Source organism: Dyadobacter sp. NIV53, from assembly GCF_019711195.1.
Taxonomy (GTDB): Bacteria; Bacteroidota; Bacteroidia; order Cytophagales; family Spirosomataceae; genus Dyadobacter.
On the sequence record NZ_CP081299.1, the window covers coordinates 354,926 to 370,878 of the forward strand.

The following is a 15,953-nucleotide window of genomic DNA, read 5'->3' on the forward strand; positions in this document are numbered from 1 at the left end:
CCTGAAAATAACAAAATAATTGCAAATTATTCCGAAAACCATCTTAAAAATTTAATGAGAAAAGCTTTTATACAATTACATATAGCCATCCTTCTGGCAGGTTTCACGGGTGTTTTTGGCAAACTGATTACACTGAATGAAGGCTTGCTTGTCTGGTACCGGATGTTGATTTCCGGTATACTGCTTCTGCTCATTTTGGGAATTTCTGGTAAACTAAAAGCAGTTTCAGCCCCCGATTTTAAACGCATCGCCTTTTCAGGATTTCTACTGGGTATGCACTGGATATTTTTTTACGGTAGCATCAAATATTCCAACATCTCGGTTGGTGTGGTATGTTTTTCTTTATCCGGATTTTTCACATCCATTCTGGCACCGATTATAAACAAAAAGAAATTTGCAATTTCAGAACTGTTGCTCAGTGGATTAACTCTTTTGGGTATAGTCCTTATTTTTAGTTTTGATTCCCAATACCGTACAGGTATCATTTTAGGTGTTATCTCAGCATTGCTCGTCGCATTTTATACCATTGCTAATGAACGGCTTGCCCATATTCATAAAAGTGAAACCATTATTGTTTACCAAATGATCGGAGGAAGCACTGCGTTGGCGATTTTAATGCCGGTTTATCTGCACTTTTTCCCGGTCAATTCCATATTACCTTCCTTATCTAATTTTGGATATCTCATATTATTATCACTTTTCTGTACCGTGTTGTTATACACTTTACTCACACAGGCATTGAAAAATATATCCGCTTTTACCATCAATCTCAGCTTCAACCTCGAACCCGTTTATACCATTGCCCTGGCCATTTTTATCTATAAAGAAAACCGCGAACTGACTGCGCCGTTTTATATCGGATTATGCTTGATTATCCTTTCCGTGGTATTACAAATGGTGAAGGTAATGTGGCAAAATAAGAGAGCTAAGGCAGTTTTAATATAGCAAAGATTTTCCAGGATTTGACTTCGTCGTTTTAAAACCTGGAAGATCTGGTATTGCGATGGGCGCAATTAACTCTGCTTTTAAGGAAAATTATCATATTATCATTGCACCACTTTAAATTCTGATAATTCAAAATTATAATACATTTGTCCGGCAAAAGAATTAGCTACTTTTTCTGGGTATTTAAAATATTTTCCGGAGAAGTTCACCACCGTACTGTCCTTTTTTAATTCCTCCGGCATGTTACAAACCACACGCACGATCTGGCTGTCGTAAGTGCCACTTACCGCTGTGTAAATACAGTATTTTTTTAACTCAGGATGATACCATATTACTCCATTTTCGCCAGATACATTTTTGACAAATTCTTCATTCAGGTTACAAGGCTGAATTTTATTGTTCACATCCCCGACTGAACCATTTTCTTTGCAGCTACTCCAAATAGTTAACAGGAAAATTGCTTCTAAAAAAACCAATGGTATTTGTATATATCTCATAATTCGTAAAGAGAGTGGTAAGTATTCGATGTTGATTGATTGAATCTAAATGAATGACAATTCATTTAATAAAAGGGTTGTAATAAATGCACGGACATTTAATATTTTCTCCTTAAAAACCCACCCAACCCACACAAAAACAGGTAATTATACGCTATCCTGCCATTTTAAAATACCATACTTTTGTTTAATCTGCCAAACCTGTTGTAATAATAAATCCAACCTATAATCAACCTTAATCTTAACTTCCTATGAAAAAGATTTTGCTGCTCCTGTTTATCTATAGTACTACCCTGTTATTTGCCCAGAAAAAATATCCCGACATTGATATTCCTTACAAAAAATATGTACTGGATAATGGTCTGAACCTGATCGTGCATGAAGACCACAAAGCGCCGATCGCTTCATTCAATATCTGGTATCATGTGGGTTCAAAAAATGAAAAGGTTGGTAAAACAGGATTTGCGCATTTATTTGAGCACCTGATGTTCAACGGCAGTGAACATTACAACGATGATTATTTTCAATTGATGGAAAGCATCGGAGCCACTGACCTGAACGGGACTACCAATTCGGACAGAACCAATTATTTTGAAAATATACCTGTTAATGCAATTGATAAAGTACTTTGGATAGAAAGTGACAGGATGGGTTTTATGCTCAAAGCAATTGATTCATTAAAGCTAAATGAGCAGCGCGGTGTAGTACAAAATGAAAAACGACAAGGTGAAAACCAGCCTTATGCCATCGCATGGGATTTGATCCCGAAAAATACCTATCCGGCCAGCCACCCCTATTCCTGGACTGTGATTGGCGAAATGGAAGATCTGAATGCGGCTTCTATGACGGACGTTCAGGATTGGTTCAAAAAATATTACGGGCCTAATAATGCTGCGATTGTAATAGCTGGTGATGTAAACGGAGATGAGATTTTTGAAAAAGTAAAAAAGTACTTTGGGGATATTCCTGCTTCACCCCCTATCAGCAAGCACAGTAAGTGGATTGCTAAAATGGAAGGAAAACGCCATCAGGTGGCCGAAGACCGTGTTCCGCAGGCGCGGTTATATAAGGTTTGGAACGTACCGGGTTGGGGAACAAAGGAAATTACCGAACTGGGATTGCTCGGAAATATACTTACCTCAGGCAAAACTTCCAGAATTTATAAAAGGCTGGTGTACGATGAGCAACTGGCAAGCAATGTTTATTTTTATACAGATGAAAATGAAATTGGAGGCCAGTTCAGTATCATGGCCGATGCTAAACCCGGCGTAACACTGGCGCAGATTGATCAGGTAATAAATGAGGAATTACAGAAAGTATTTACCCAGGGTGTTACCGTTGCTGAACTGGAACGAGCCAAGACAAGATTTTTTTCTAATTTCATAAAAGGTATGGAACGTATTGGCGGATTTGGTGGAAAATCCGATATACTGGCGCAAAGCATGACTTACGGCGAAAGTCCGGATGCGTATAAAAAAACTATAGAGTGGATAAAAAATGCAACGATTGCTGATTTAAAAAAAGTGGCTAATGACTGGCTTACGGATGGTGAATACACATTGGAAGTTCTGCCCTATGGTTCGTTTACCAATGCGGCAGCAACCCTGGACCGCTCTAAAAAGCCAGATTCCGGTGCTGATCCAGAAGTGAAGTTTCCGGAGATTAAAAATTTCACTTTAAATAATGGATTAAAAGTTGCTTTTGTGCAACGCAAAGCAGTGCCGGTTATTAATATGTCATTGATGATTAATGCGGGGTATGCTGCTGATCCGAAAGAAAACGCTGGTATTGCTTCTTTCACCGGCAAAATGCTTTCGGAAGGAACAAAGACAAAAACTTCCCTTCAGATCAGTGATGAACTCGCTGACCTGGGTGCAGAATTGTACAGTTATGCCGATCTTGACAATTCTTATGTCAGAATAAATGCTTTAAAAAACAACTACGACGCTTCCCTTAAATTATTTTCGGATGTATTGCTGAATCCGTCTTTCCCGCGAAAGGACTTTGACCGTGTAAAAAAAGAAAGGCTGCTGGAAATCAAACAGGAACAGGTACAGCCCTTTTCAATGGGATTGAGAATTCTGCCACGTCTGGTATATGGCAGCGGCCATGCTTACAGCAGCCCGTTAACGGGCTCAGGAACAGAAGAATCGGTTAAAAAATTCACCAGGGATGATCTTGCCAAATTTCACCAGACCTGGTTTGCTCCCAATAATGCAACCTTGATCGTTGTGGGAGATATAGAAGAAGCTGAATTAAAAGCGAAACTGGAAACCAGCTTTGCAACATGGAAGAAAAAGGACGTACCAGTAAAAAATATAAGCGAGGTTGCCCTTCCTGCAAAATCATCGGTTTACATTATCGACAAACCCGGTTCGGTACAATCAATTATTTTTGGAGCCGAAATAAGTCCTTCAGCAAAAGATCCGCAATACGAATCTATCAAAATGTCAACACGGATTTTAGGAGGAGATTTTACATCCAGGATCAATATGAACCTGCGCGAAGACAAACACTGGTCCTACGGAGCTGGTCTGTTTAATCTGGACGCAATTGGCCAGGGATTTTTACTAGGTTACGCGCCCGTTCAGACGGACAAAACGAAAGAATCTATTGAAGAAATGCGAAAAGAAATTACACAGTTTGTTGGTAAAAAGCCAGTTACAGAAACGGAATTCAAAAAAGTGAAAGACAATGCGGTGCTGGAATTACCTGGCGTTTGGGAAACTAACGGCTCTGTGCTCGGGACTTTGCAGAATGCCATTAAATATGAAAGGGGCGAATCATATCTGATGAATTATCCGGCTATGCTGAAAAACCTGTCGCTGGACGACATTAAAAATGCGTCAGCCAAAGTCATCAAACCAACCAACCTGACCTGGGTTATTGTGGGTGACCGTTCAAAAATTGAAAAAGGTATTAAGGAACTTGAACTGGGCGATATTAAATACATTGATACGGAAGGAACAGAAGGGAAGTAAAGTCAAATGCCGTTTCCCTGATATGTATTTCAATTGAAATCCGAACTAGTTTTTAGAAGAAATAAATAACGTATAAGTGTTGACGTTCGACCGGTAAGTCATCAACAGTAAATTGTTGGTGACTTATTTATTTTAAATTATTATCTTCATTCCCGATTAATAACACTACCTCTTTTTATCAGTTTTCCCTTAAATAGTTAAAATTTGAAAAACTTTCTACCATTTGTTTTCCTGGTCTTTTTTGGAATTCCCGCCTGGGCACAGATTCCGGTTGACTTCCAGTTCTGTACCGGCACCGGTGAACTTTGTGTGATTCCCAGCGACTCCACATACGAATTATGCCTGACATTAAAACCCGGTTTTTGCGCTTCAAAAGAGTACGAAGTAAGATGGGGCGACTATCAAACAGATAAAATCACTTTGACGAAAGAAACGACCGTGACGCACGTTTACGATTTACGTTCTTTCAGTAAGGATTGTTATTCAGGAGAAATTGAATACAGCCTCAATATCAAAAATGTTGAATGCAGTAACGATAATAAAGGTTATCTGTTGACTTTTAAAAAGAAACCGGAAGCTAAACCACTGATTGAGGCGGCTTGCGAAGGCTCTGCGGTGAACATCCAAAACAATAGTTGCCCTACCTATAATGTGGATTTTTTGTGGGAATTCAGCGACGGACAAACCAGCACATCGACCAACCCCTATTTATCATTTACTGATCCAACTAAAACCTACAAAGTTAAACTGACTGCAACATCCAAAACCTGTGGTTCCAGCACGGCGGAAACGGAATTTAAGCTGAGCAAGTTTCCTGTGGCTGCTTTTAATACGACCGGAACCACAGTACTTGAAAAGGATACGGTAGTGTGTTTTTCCGGTGGCGCCGTAATTACCGTTGATGGAAGCGTTTCAACAGATGAAACGGGTTATCAGTGGGAAATTACCGGCGGAAAATTTGAATACCTGGATAAAACCAATGATAATACAAGAGTCATCAAAATTAAACTGGACGAAGTAAAAGAATACACGATCACCTTAAGAGTAAATAATGCATGTGGTGAAAAGCTGATAACAAGAAAATACAAAGTGGTCAATTTGCCTACGGCAGCTCTTACACCGCAGCCGGACGTTTGTGAAGAAATCAAATACAAAATCAGCAATCCGGTTTCCGGCGTTACCTACACATTAAATAATACTCCAATTGTTGCCGATCAGGAAATTTTGCTCAAGCTTTCCAATACGCCATACATAGTTACTGCCACGATCAATAATGCCTGCGGCAGACAAATGGTGAGCGATACATTTTCGGTTGCGGTTGCCCAGCCAGTCAAAATTGATCTTCCCAAAACTTCCATTGTATGTGTCAGTACAACAGGCATTCCGCTAACAGCTAATTTGCCTGGTGGCGAATGGAGCACGGCAGGTGTGGAAACCGTAAACGGCAAAAAAGTATTTGTACCAAAAACTGCCGGAAGTTATACTATCATTTATACCAGAGGTACTGGCAAATGTTTCATGGCGGATACTGTTAAAATTGAAGTGGATGGCATACAGGCCACCGCAACTGATGAGACAATTTGCGAAGCAGCAGCATTTGTTAAATTATCGGGCAGTCCGGCCGGTGGAAACTGGACCACATCCGATTGTTCTAACTGTATAAAAGGAGATACTTTGTTAACATCCGGACTAACAGCAAGCCAGATAACTGTTACATATTCTATTGAAAACAAAACCGGTTGTAAAGCCACAGCTACCGCTAACATTCTGTTTGGCAGGCCAAAAGCGGATTTTACAATTGCTGCGGGTTGTATAGGGACATCTTTCAAACCCGTCAATAATTCGGCGGGTGCAAATAATTACGTATGGTTTGTGAATGATAAACAAGTTTCATCGGATGCTAATCCGGAATTATTGCTGTCATCCGGTTTGCAAAAGATCATGCTCGTTGCCAGTTCCGGTAATTGTGCTGATACGCTCCGCAGAGAAATTATGATCACGACACCTCCGCCTGCGGTCAGTTTCACACCCAGTACAACACTTGGCTGTTCTCCGCTGAACATCACTTTTAATGTGGCGGGAACTGCAACAGCCGGCGTAGACTACACCTGGGACTTTGGAGATAACAACACTTTTACAGGATTACAACCACCTGCACGGCTATTTGAAAATTCAGGTAAAGCAAATGTGATTTATAAAACAACACTTACTGCTAAAAACGCCTGCGGGATACAAACTATAAGTAAAGAAATTGAGGTTCGCCCGCTGGCAAGAGCTGAAATCGGTGTGGATTCTACAACTTTACGCTGTACACCGGCCATTCTTTTATTTTCCAACCGGTCATCCGGAAATGATAAGAGTTTGTCACGCTGGCTTTTTGGTGATGGAACTGTATTACAATCCGGAAGTGATACCGTTTCCCATACTTTTTCAACAAAGGACAGTATCACCACTTTTACGGTAAAACTTGAAATTACGAGTGAATGCGGACGTGACACTACTGAGGTACCCATCAAAGTTTACCCTACGACGGTAAAAGCTTTGTACACTATTTCCAAATCAGAAGTTTGCCCCGGAGAAATCGTTCAGTTTACGGATGCGTCCGTCCCTAAGCCCAACCGCTGGGTATGGAAATTCGGGGATGGCACTATTTCAACATTAGCCAATCCGACACATGCTTTTTCCAAAGCAAAAAATGACTATAAAGTAACCCTGATCGCTTATACAACCTGCGGTTACGATTCAACGCAGCTGACGGTGAAAACGACGGACGCCATTACCGGCACTTTCGATGAACTTCCCCTCGCCTGCCAGGGTTCAGCCATTCAGTTTATGAATAAGTCAGACCCGCAGCTTGGATTTAGCTGGGATTTCGGGGATGGCTCAGAACAGGATTCTGTAAACTATTCTCCGGAGCATTTGTATGCGCAAACGGGCAATTATACCGTAACCCTGGCTGTATACCGCGATTCAAAAGCATGTACCGCCGTTGCTAAAAAATCCTTGATCAGTGTGGTTTCTCCTGCAAAGGCTAGTTTTAATTTTGGAAGTGATTCTTTGTTTTGCGCTCCTGGCCCGGTCAGTGTCATTAATTTGTCAGAACCGGCTGATACCTACAACTGGTATTTCAGTGACGGGCGTACATCTGACGCAAAGGACCCGTCACTTGCATTTGAACCGGGTATGTACAGCGTAAAACTGGTTACAACTAAGGGCGGAGTTTGCAAGGATTCGACGGAACGCATGGCTGCATTTGTGGTGAAAGACTGCCAAGTTGATATTCCGCAGGCATTTACCCCCAACGGTGACGGAATGGGCGACAGGTATACACTTTTTGGAAGCGGAATACAGGAAATAAGTACGCTATTGATAAGAAACAGATGGGGTGAAATTGTATTTCAGATGAAAAATGTTCCTCCCGGAAGTCAGCAACCGGAAGAATCGTGGGATGGCAAATTCGGTGGCAAGGAAATGCTGGCGGATATGTATGTATATGAAACAGAGCTCATTTACATTGACCAAAAGAAATCTGAAAAATTGAGAGGCAACATTTATCTCGTACGATAATCCATGAAAAGAACTTTACAAACTTTGCTGATAGCATTAATAAGTGTTTTAAAAACGCATGCCCAATCGCCCCAGTTTTCACAATTTTATGCCAATCCGATATATGCCAATCCAGCCCTCGCCGGAGATGCCGGAACGCCACGTTTCATCGCTAATTACCGGAATCAGTGGGCATCTTTGGGCAATGCTTTTCAGACTGCCGCTTTCTCGTTTGACACCTATGCAGAAGATCAGGAAATTGGCCTGGGTGTACAGGCATTACACGACCAGCGGGGATCAGCCTTAAAAAGTGACCAGTTATCTGTTCAGGTTTCAAAAATGGTTTTCCTCGACGGACAAAAAGAATTTAGGCTGATCGGCGGTCTGCAGTCTGCATGGACGCTCAACCATTGGAACGGTGATAACCTGACTTATGTATCTCAATTTCTGGGCAGTCCAGACCCGTTGTCAGGAATGAGCATACAACAAAACCGGATTACACTCTCGGCAGGAGGATTGCTTGAATTTGTACCAAAAGATGAGGATTATGCTTCTTACTGGGTAAGTACTGCCTGGCATAATATTGGAGTAAATGATAACATCAGTATTGAACACCAAAGACTTAACTTACAGCTCGGCTCTAAAATACCGATTGGCATTCCTTCATTTTTCGGCAATAATCTGGGTAGTGATCTGGATCGGGAAAGTGCGTTAAATCTTGGTTTGCAAGTTAGGAAACAAGGCAGCAGCCGACAGCTGGATGCTGGATTTAACATCATCCTTTCACCACTTATTCTGGGTGTATGGTACAGGGGAATGGTCTGGGGAGAAACACGCCGTGATGCCCTCATTGGAACAGCAGGCTGGGCTTACGGAAATATGCTTTTCCAGGCCAGTTATGATTTACCCGTTTCATCTCTCGGAGGAGATACCGGCGCTTTCGAAATATCAATCTGGTACGGCATGGATGCCCTTTTTCGTTTTGCAGGAAAAAAAGCCAACAACCGGAATTCACGCAAGTGTTTGAGGTATTGAGTGTTGTTTAAATGTAGGAGACTTTCTTTTGAAAAAAGATGTTTTTGCCACTTTGACTCAAATACACCGCACCTTGTGTTTTCAAATGCTTAACTTTTGTGTATTCGTAACATTACGTTCATTTGCATGGTGGCAAATTTCTTTCCCCGAACACCAGTAAATAACCGTTACACTCCGTTTTATAATCAGGCTATTTAATCTTGAACTTTAAATAACATGACAACTACAACAGAAATTATAACAGTTGATAAAGAAGACGGACAAAGTATTTCAGTGGCTGGCAATAATTACAGGATTATCATATCCGGCAAACAAACAGGTGACAGTTATGCTGTTATTGATATGATCGTACCGCCTGGCGGCGGGCCGGGCCCTCATGCCCATAAAAACATACAGGAAATGTTTTATGTAGTAAAAGGTGAAGTTGAATTCAAAAGGGAAGGCGGAAGTTATCAAGCAAAAGAAGGTGATTTTGTTAATATTCCGTTAGGCGGCGCGGTTCATAGTTTTAAAAACAAAAGCAAGGAAAATGCACATTTATTGTGTACGGTTGTACCTGCCGGTTTGGATGCATTTTTTGAGGAAATAGGAAAACCGATTGAAGCAGGCACCTTTTTACCGCCAACTGTTATGAGTCAGGAAGAACTGGATAAGGTAAAATCGCTGGCTGAAAAATATGGCCAGCAGCTTTTCCCGCCTGACTTTTTAGATTAAATGATTCATCCTGGAATTGATGGTTATTTAAATAGCCCGGTGCATAGATTTTTACCTTACTTTGTAGCCTTATATAAATTGTAACAAATAGTTACAACGAAATTCACATTGATGCATGGCAAATCCTAAAATACTTATACCGAAGTCCAGCCTTGAATTTTTGAAGTCATTAAAGTTAAATAATAACAGGGAGTGGTTTAATACACATAAGGATGAATTTATTGAACAGCAGAATTATATAGAAAACTTTGCGGGTTTATTACTGAACGAAATGAATGCACATGACCTGATAGAAACGCAATCAGGTAAGAAGAGCCTCCATCGGATTTACAGGGATACACGTTTTTCAAAAGAGAAAATCCCATACAAAACCAATTGGAGCGGCAGTTTTGCTAGAGCTACCAAACAACTGAGAGGCGGATATTATTTCCATATTGAACCTGGAAACAGCTTTGTAGCCGGTGGATTTCAGGAACCAAATGCCGAAGATTTAAAAAGGATTCGTGATGATATCAGTTTTGATGCGACCGCATTAAGAAAGATATTAAACAATGCAGCATTTACCGAAACCTTCGGAACGCTGAAAGGTGAGCAGTTAAAAACTACACCGAAAGGTTTTGACCCCGGCAATGCAGCGATAGACCTGCTTCGCTATAAACAATTTCTGCTGATCAGAAAATTTACGAACCAGCAAGTATTAAGCCAGGATTTTTTGAAAGAAGCAAATAACTCTTTTAAAAATATGCGCCCTTTTTTCGACTACATGAGCGAGGTGCTAACTGTTGATGGTGACGGACTGGAAGGTTAATAAAACCTGATTCGCATTCTTTAAAATCTGTTTACAGTACGCAAACATTACAGTTCAATTCATTCCGGCTTTGTATCCATTTCAATTCCAGCCAGCATATGGGCCAGTATAGGCGCACACTTTTCCTGGCAGGAAGGATAAAAATGTCCATGTTTCCAATTTTCTGATTTGGGGGATAATCCCCACCAGAATTCAGCCATAGCAAGTGGTTCCATGTGATGCTGAAAAGCATACTGCAGAAGTTTTGGTGCAGCACATTCCCCGGCCCCGGCAGGTGGGTTTTTGTAAGAAGCCTGTTCAAAAATCATCCGCAAACTTTTTTCCTCTCCATTCTGGTTCAGAAAATTGTATTGGTCAAAAATCTTATTTTGCAGGGATACAGAATGATTTTTACGTTGAGTTTTAAGGATCTGGACCTGTTTTTGATATGTATCTGTTTTTTCCTTCTCTAATATACTGATTTCGTGATTTATGCGGGAAAGTTCTACCATTCCTGCATTGAGAAAACCACCATTTTCCATGCCATCAAAAATGGGCGGAACAAATCCCGGATGATGATTTCCACCTGCCAGTTTACCTGAAAAAGCCGCAAGGTAGCCAATCTCATTGTCTTCTGTCCTGACCAGCAGAACTCCGAACATTTTACCTATAATGACTCCCTCCTCTTCGGACAAGCCAAAATTATGATTCCATTCCTGTTGACTGGTAAGATGCTGCTGAAGCTTTTTTACGGCCAGAATAACGAGTGGATGCGGCTCATATTCAAATGGGAAAGTAAACTTTTCTGGCAAGGAATAGTTTGCCAGTGACTCGGTGAAAGGACTGAAAACAAGATCTTTGCGCGGGGCGAATTGTCTCAAAATAGAAATGTTAGTACTTCTTACTCAATACTAACTGTCCTAAATGAAGAGCAAAGAATATTGTTATATATTAACCAGAAACAAAATTAATGAATAATAATCATTCAATCAGATCCCGAAAATGCTATTTACTTAGATGCCGGTTAAAATTTGCAATCTAAAATTTGACCGGCATCTAAAACGCGTCCATTTCAATGGATAATGAGTCCAGCAATTTTTCGAACCTGATAAATGATAATTCCTTTTCTGCCAGCAGTAATAAGGACTGAAATTCGGGGTCGGTGGCGGATTCTTTTACGACTTTAAGCCACGCTTCAATTTCCAGGTTGTTCAATGCTTTCAGCATCCATTTGTTTTCCAGTTCCGAAAGTTTGGCTGGTACATTGGCAATGATACTCTGGTCGGCCGGCATCACTTCTTTGTCGTGGTAATTGCTCCAAAAAAATATATTAAGCACTTCTTCCTTTCTTGCAAACAGATTGATGTTAAATGCAACCATTGCTTCAACGGCAGATACCAGCTTTTTCCCCTTTTTTATTTTATCCGATGGGCCAAAAGAATTGTCCAGCGCAACCACAGCCAATTTTACACGATTGGTAAGAAATTCACTTTCAGTATGCTGCTTGTTAAACTGCCGAAGTATTTCAGTATGAAATTCCTGACTGAGCGGGTGGATAAATTCTCCTTCACGGATGCTGTGTAAATGAAAAAGAACCAGCGTTTTTTCAATTTTGTCAATAGCCTCGTCCACTTCCGCTGTATCCAGAAAATTAGTCTGCTGAACCGCCTGTGCAGTATCGTACATACTTGCGCGTAAAGCTTTGTGCATAGGGTTAAAAATTTTATTATTCATAGCTAATATATTATTTGACTTATTTATTCTTTTCAAATCTCACTACCTGGTTTTGAATCGGTTTTATTGAACTTAGATAATCATAAATAGCGCCCAGATCCGCTTCTTTCATACCTGCATACATGGCCCATGGCATTGGTGTATTCACATCCCCGGGATTTAATTTAGGAGACACATAACCACTATCTGCATAATCCTTGAAACGTTTTACGAAAACATCCTTGGTCCAGTTACCAATTCCTGTTACTTTATCCATGGTAATATTCGGGGAACGTACCACACCATTCGGACCACCAAATTCCATCCCTCCCCCATATTCCGTTCCCTCAACAACAGTTCCTTTTTCAGTTTTACTATGGCATTCGACACAGCCAGTTGCATTGATCAGGTACTTCCCGTAAGCCATCTTATCATTTACCGGAGGTAATTTGGTAAATACTGCTTTCTGTGGCATCGTATTAATTATAAAGTTGACCGGAAAGTCGATTTCTGATTTTGGAACATCATGCTTAACCGGCGTAAGTTGCCGTATATAGGCAATGATAGAATAAATATCTTCCTGATCCATCTGTCCGTACCGATGATAGGCCATCAAAGGAAAAAGCGCTCTTCCATCCTTACTGACACCGGTCGTAACAGCCCTGAAAATTTCGCCGTCAGTCCAGTTACCTAATTTATAAGGAGTGATATTGGGTGCAAAAAATTTACCCGGAAAACCCATATCCTGATTGAACTCTTCACCTCCGGATCCTACATTCGTCTTCTCCATCGGACCGGCATATCGCGTCCAGTCACGGGTACTGTGGCAATCCATACAAACTGTAACACTGTTGGCCAGATACCTGCCTCGTTCAATGCGGTCTGCTGTGGGTTCTATTTTAAGATCTGGCGCAGGTTCTGAATCCGGCAGCGCGGTTTTCAGATAAACACCTCCTATTACTATTAATAAAACAATGACTAACAAGAACTTACCGGCAATTTTCAAAATTTTCATTTAGGTTGAGTTTAAAAAGAAGGATAATTTCTATCGTTGTTAGATTTAATAACAGCAAGGTTTAAAGCTATATTTTAATTTATGTTCTGCATGTATATTACTTTCATTCGTAATCTGCTTCGTTGATACAAATTTGAATTTCAATTCTTTATGATACAACCATTTTAGTACAGTTGTACTAGGGAACGGATAAATGGTGACATAAAATGATAAATTTAAAATACATTTTCATAAAGTGCTTTAATCAAGATACTTACCTATGATTAATTTAACTTGCTTTAACATAACTTTTGAAACGGATAACCTTGCTTTTAGTGGTTGATAAATACCCGGCACCATAATTTTTGATCTATAACACAAAATTAATATTCAGATATTTCTAAGTATCAAAATGTAAAAAACATAAACAACAAAATGTGTGAACGGTAAAATGATGCTGCCCCAAACCCCTGGTAAATATACATTTGGCGTCAGAAAGCTCAGAGCCTGTTAAAAACGCCTAGCTTTGTACCTTACTTTTAAACCAGAATTTTGTGGGCAGGAAAAATGAACAGGACCAGTTTAGAGAAAAACTTGCCTTATGGCTTGGGATTACTTATGATGAACTGGAAGAATATGGCGAAGACGTTGTGGCCAACGATGGGGAACATGGTAAAGATGAGTATGTTTATATGATACAATTCAGCGATTCGACCCCTTACGAAATACTGGATAAAATAGACAGAATTGATCGCAGGAGAACAGTATACTTTAACCTGGAAGAGTTAACTGAAGTATTGTAAATTAATGGCCGGTATTTAAATCATTTTTATTTATAGTTATTGTTAATTAACGACTTATGAAAAGAACTGGAATGTTATTTCTTTTATCCATATTGACTTGGGCATCTGCATTTTCACAGGAAATTAAGGGTAATTATGCTATTAAAAATGTAAAAACCGGCATGTTGCTGCGTGTAAAAGATGCTTCATCTAAAAACGGAACGCCTTTGGTAGCTTACTATCCCCAAAACTGGAAGTGTATGACCTGGAATTTTAAAAGTACCGGAGGGAATACTTACCAGCTGGAAAATTTACTGACTCATAAAACTTTTCAGCCACAAAATCCTGCTGAAAATAACATTGCACTTGAAGAGCAGCCATTAATTCCAGGAAGTGCTGTTCAGGAATTTGAATTTATTGAAGCAAAAAAAGATACTTTTTGATCAAAATAAAAGGTTCGGATTTGTATATAACACCCGGTGAGGTCAATGGCAGTGTCAATTCTGCAATTATTATTGCGAAGAAAAGAAATACGCCGGAACAGCTCTGGACAATTTATAAACAATCACCGACCATGTAAATCATGAAACTGTAAGTGTAATCAGGAACAATTAGAATGCGGATATTTTATGAAATTCATTTCAACCCTGACAGATATTATTCTGGCCCCATTGAGGGTAAAAGCAAAAATGGAATTGCCCGGTTATAATAGGGCAATTCCATTTATTTAAGAACCGGATTTTATTTATTTTCTCCCACGAAAGATTTGCCAAGTTTTGTTTCCAGAAAATTTTCCGCTTCATCATGGTCCGTGGACAAACTTACGTCTATCCATTTTTCGAATTCTACTTTTCTATTTGCATCTGCGTCCTTTAAAATGGCGACTGATTCACTGCCTAATATCAAATGAATTGGCGGTTCGGGATGTTCGGCCAGTTCAACCATCACCTTCGCTGCTTTTTCGGGATCACCTACCGGTATAAATGAACCGCTTTTAAAGAAATCAACCCTTTGATCCACTGACGATTCGTAGCCTTCTATGGAATGGGCATAAGTCATGGAATCACCCGCCCAGTCGGTACGGAATCCACCTGGTTCTATACAGGTTACTAATATTCCCAATGGAGCCACTTCTTTTGCCAGCGCTTCACTAAAACCTCCCAGACCAAATTTAGCCGCCTGGTAAATAGTAAGTCCTGCATTTCCAACACGGCCACCCAACGAGCTGATTTGCAAAATACGGCCTGACCGCTGCTTACGCATATAGGGCAAAACCACACGTGTGATTTCTATGGGTGCATATAAATTTGTTTCCAACTGGCTTCTAACCTGTTCATCGGTAAAGGCCTCGGCAGCGCCAATAATTCCAAATCCCGCATTATTTACAAGCACATCAATCCGGCCAAAATGTTTTATGGCATTTTCTACGGCCCCGACAATTTGTTTTTTATTGGTAACATCCAGTTGTATTGCCAAAACCTGGCTCGGATATTTCCGTACCAAATCATTTAATTGTTCTGGTTTCCTGGCTGTTGCAGCTACCAGTCCGCCATTTTCTAAAACCGCTTCGGTAAGGCTCCGGCCCAAGCCACGGGAGCTCCCTGTTATAAACCATATTTTGCTCATGATCATCTTTTTTAAATATTGACATGACAAAGGTACTCGGGCTTACAGACTGCGGTTTTGGTGGAAGGCTCAATTTAGTTTGTTCAGAAGCTCAAAGTAAAATCATTTTCAGAAAGTTGTTTCCGGAAAATTGTAATGCATTCCCGCAATTCCTCCATTAATTTTTCTAGTAAATAACAAATTTTACATTTTTCATGGTTTACAGGAGTATTAATCTGTCATAAACCCATCCTTGTATTGAATATTTTGGTATTTTGGTAAAAAACAGTAATATAATTAACCTAAATTAGATTCTTGGCTAATGACATCAATTGTATCCTATCTTTCCTGTTC

General features: G+C 40.1%; 14 protein-coding genes. 9 read left to right on the plus strand and 5 right to left on the minus strand.

Going from position 1 to position 15,953, the window contains the following annotated elements; translation table 11 throughout:
- Positions 1-54 precede the first annotated feature (54 nt).
- Entirely contained in the window at positions 55-945 is an 891-nt protein-coding gene (locus tag KZC02_RS01485) for a DMT family transporter (RefSeq protein ID WP_221392474.1), read from the plus strand.
- Positions 946-1,046: 101 nt separating this feature from the next.
- On the opposite strand, the gene KZC02_RS01490 is transcribed toward KZC02_RS01485, so the two are convergent.
- On the minus strand, positions 1,047-1,442 hold the full coding sequence (locus KZC02_RS01490; RefSeq protein ID WP_221392475.1) for a hypothetical protein: 396 nt from the start codon (positions 1,440-1,442) through the stop codon (positions 1,047-1,049).
- A 251-nt stretch (positions 1,443-1,693) separates the two neighbouring features.
- On the opposite strand from KZC02_RS01490, the gene KZC02_RS01495 reads away from it, so the two are divergent.
- The 5 genes from KZC02_RS01495 (at position 1,694) to KZC02_RS01515 (ending at position 10,526) form a co-directional block, all read left to right on the plus strand.
- A complete protein-coding gene (locus KZC02_RS01495) occupies positions 1,694-4,423 on the plus strand; it encodes a pitrilysin family protein (protein WP_221392476.1) in 2,730 nt (909 codons plus the stop codon).
- Positions 4,424-4,627: 204 nt separating this feature from the next.
- Positions 4,628-7,990 (plus strand): PKD domain-containing protein, encoded by a 3,363-nt coding sequence (locus KZC02_RS01500; RefSeq protein WP_221392477.1) that lies wholly within the window; start codon positions 4,628-4,630, stop codon positions 7,988-7,990.
- Positions 7,991-7,993: 3 nt separating this feature from the next.
- Complete coding sequence (locus KZC02_RS01505) at positions 7,994-9,004, plus strand: PorP/SprF family type IX secretion system membrane protein (RefSeq protein ID WP_221392478.1); 1,011 nt, start codon at positions 7,994-7,996, stop codon at positions 9,002-9,004.
- A gap of 216 nt (positions 9,005-9,220) precedes the next feature.
- Positions 9,221-9,718 (plus strand): cupin domain-containing protein, encoded by a 498-nt coding sequence (locus KZC02_RS01510; protein WP_221392479.1) that lies wholly within the window; start codon positions 9,221-9,223, stop codon positions 9,716-9,718.
- A gap of 115 nt (positions 9,719-9,833) precedes the next feature.
- The gene (locus tag KZC02_RS01515; RefSeq protein WP_221392480.1) at positions 9,834-10,526 is read left to right on the plus strand and encodes a DUF2461 domain-containing protein; all 693 of its coding nucleotides are present in this window, start codon (positions 9,834-9,836) and stop codon (positions 10,524-10,526) included.
- 59 nt (positions 10,527-10,585) lie between these two features.
- Here KZC02_RS01515 and KZC02_RS01520 read toward each other — a convergent pair whose 3' ends face one another.
- The 3 genes from KZC02_RS01520 to KZC02_RS01530 all read right to left on the minus strand — a co-directional run bounded on the left by KZC02_RS01520 (position 10,586) and on the right by KZC02_RS01530 (position 13,233).
- Entirely contained in the window at positions 10,586-11,386 is an 801-nt protein-coding gene (locus tag KZC02_RS01520; RefSeq protein ID WP_229253952.1) for a pseudouridylate synthase, read from the minus strand.
- Positions 11,387-11,561: 175 nt separating this feature from the next.
- The gene (locus tag KZC02_RS01525) at positions 11,562-12,239 is read right to left on the minus strand and encodes a hypothetical protein (protein ID WP_221392481.1); all 678 of its coding nucleotides are present in this window, start codon (positions 12,237-12,239) and stop codon (positions 11,562-11,564) included.
- 19 nt (positions 12,240-12,258) lie between these two features.
- Positions 12,259-13,233, minus strand: coding sequence for a c-type cytochrome (locus KZC02_RS01530; protein WP_221392482.1), 975 nt, complete (start codon positions 13,231-13,233; stop codon positions 12,259-12,261).
- Between the two features lie 533 nt (positions 13,234-13,766).
- Here KZC02_RS01530 and KZC02_RS01535 point away from each other — a divergent pair.
- From KZC02_RS01535 to KZC02_RS01545, 3 genes are read left to right on the plus strand one after another with little or no spacing between them, the layout of a single operon-like run.
- On the plus strand, positions 13,767-14,015 hold the full coding sequence (locus tag KZC02_RS01535; protein ID WP_221392483.1) for a hypothetical protein: 249 nt from the start codon (positions 13,767-13,769) through the stop codon (positions 14,013-14,015).
- A 56-nt stretch (positions 14,016-14,071) separates the two neighbouring features.
- A complete protein-coding gene (locus KZC02_RS01540; protein ID WP_221392484.1) occupies positions 14,072-14,437 on the plus strand; it encodes an RICIN domain-containing protein in 366 nt (121 codons plus the stop codon).
- The gene (locus KZC02_RS01545) at positions 14,434-14,574 is read left to right on the plus strand and encodes a hypothetical protein (protein ID WP_221392485.1); all 141 of its coding nucleotides are present in this window, start codon (positions 14,434-14,436) and stop codon (positions 14,572-14,574) included. The genes KZC02_RS01540 and KZC02_RS01545 overlap by 4 nt, the downstream gene beginning before the upstream one ends.
- A gap of 161 nt (positions 14,575-14,735) precedes the next feature.
- Here the strand turns inward: KZC02_RS01545 and KZC02_RS01550 are convergent, their stop codons facing one another.
- Positions 14,736-15,620, minus strand: coding sequence for an oxidoreductase (locus KZC02_RS01550; RefSeq protein WP_221392486.1), 885 nt, complete (start codon positions 15,618-15,620; stop codon positions 14,736-14,738).
- Positions 15,621-15,953 lie beyond the last annotated feature (333 nt).

What these genes read in the sequence shown, in the direction of transcription:
- KZC02_RS01485 (WP_221392474.1), top strand. Translation starts at nt 55, where the DNA reads ATGAGAAAAGCTTTTATACAATTACATATAGCCATCCTTCTGGCAGGT.
- KZC02_RS01490 (WP_221392475.1), bottom strand. Translation starts at nt 1,442, where the DNA reads ATGAGATATATACAAATACCATTGGTTTTTTTAGAAGCAATTTTCCTG.
- KZC02_RS01495 (WP_221392476.1), top strand. Translation starts at nt 1,694, where the DNA reads ATGAAAAAGATTTTGCTGCTCCTGTTTATCTATAGTACTACCCTGTTA.
- KZC02_RS01505 (WP_221392478.1), top strand. Translation starts at nt 7,994, where the DNA reads ATGAAAAGAACTTTACAAACTTTGCTGATAGCATTAATAAGTGTTTTA.
- KZC02_RS01510 (WP_221392479.1), top strand. Translation starts at nt 9,221, where the DNA reads ATGACAACTACAACAGAAATTATAACAGTTGATAAAGAAGACGGACAA.
- KZC02_RS01515 (WP_221392480.1), top strand. Translation starts at nt 9,834, where the DNA reads ATGGCAAATCCTAAAATACTTATACCGAAGTCCAGCCTTGAATTTTTG.
- KZC02_RS01525 (WP_221392481.1), bottom strand. Translation starts at nt 12,239, where the DNA reads ATGAATAATAAAATTTTTAACCCTATGCACAAAGCTTTACGCGCAAGT.
- KZC02_RS01530 (WP_221392482.1), bottom strand. Translation starts at nt 13,233, where the DNA reads ATGAAAATTTTGAAAATTGCCGGTAAGTTCTTGTTAGTCATTGTTTTA.
- KZC02_RS01540 (WP_221392484.1), top strand. Translation starts at nt 14,072, where the DNA reads ATGAAAAGAACTGGAATGTTATTTCTTTTATCCATATTGACTTGGGCA.
- KZC02_RS01550 (WP_221392486.1), bottom strand. Translation starts at nt 15,620, where the DNA reads ATGAGCAAAATATGGTTTATAACAGGGAGCTCCCGTGGCTTGGGCCGG.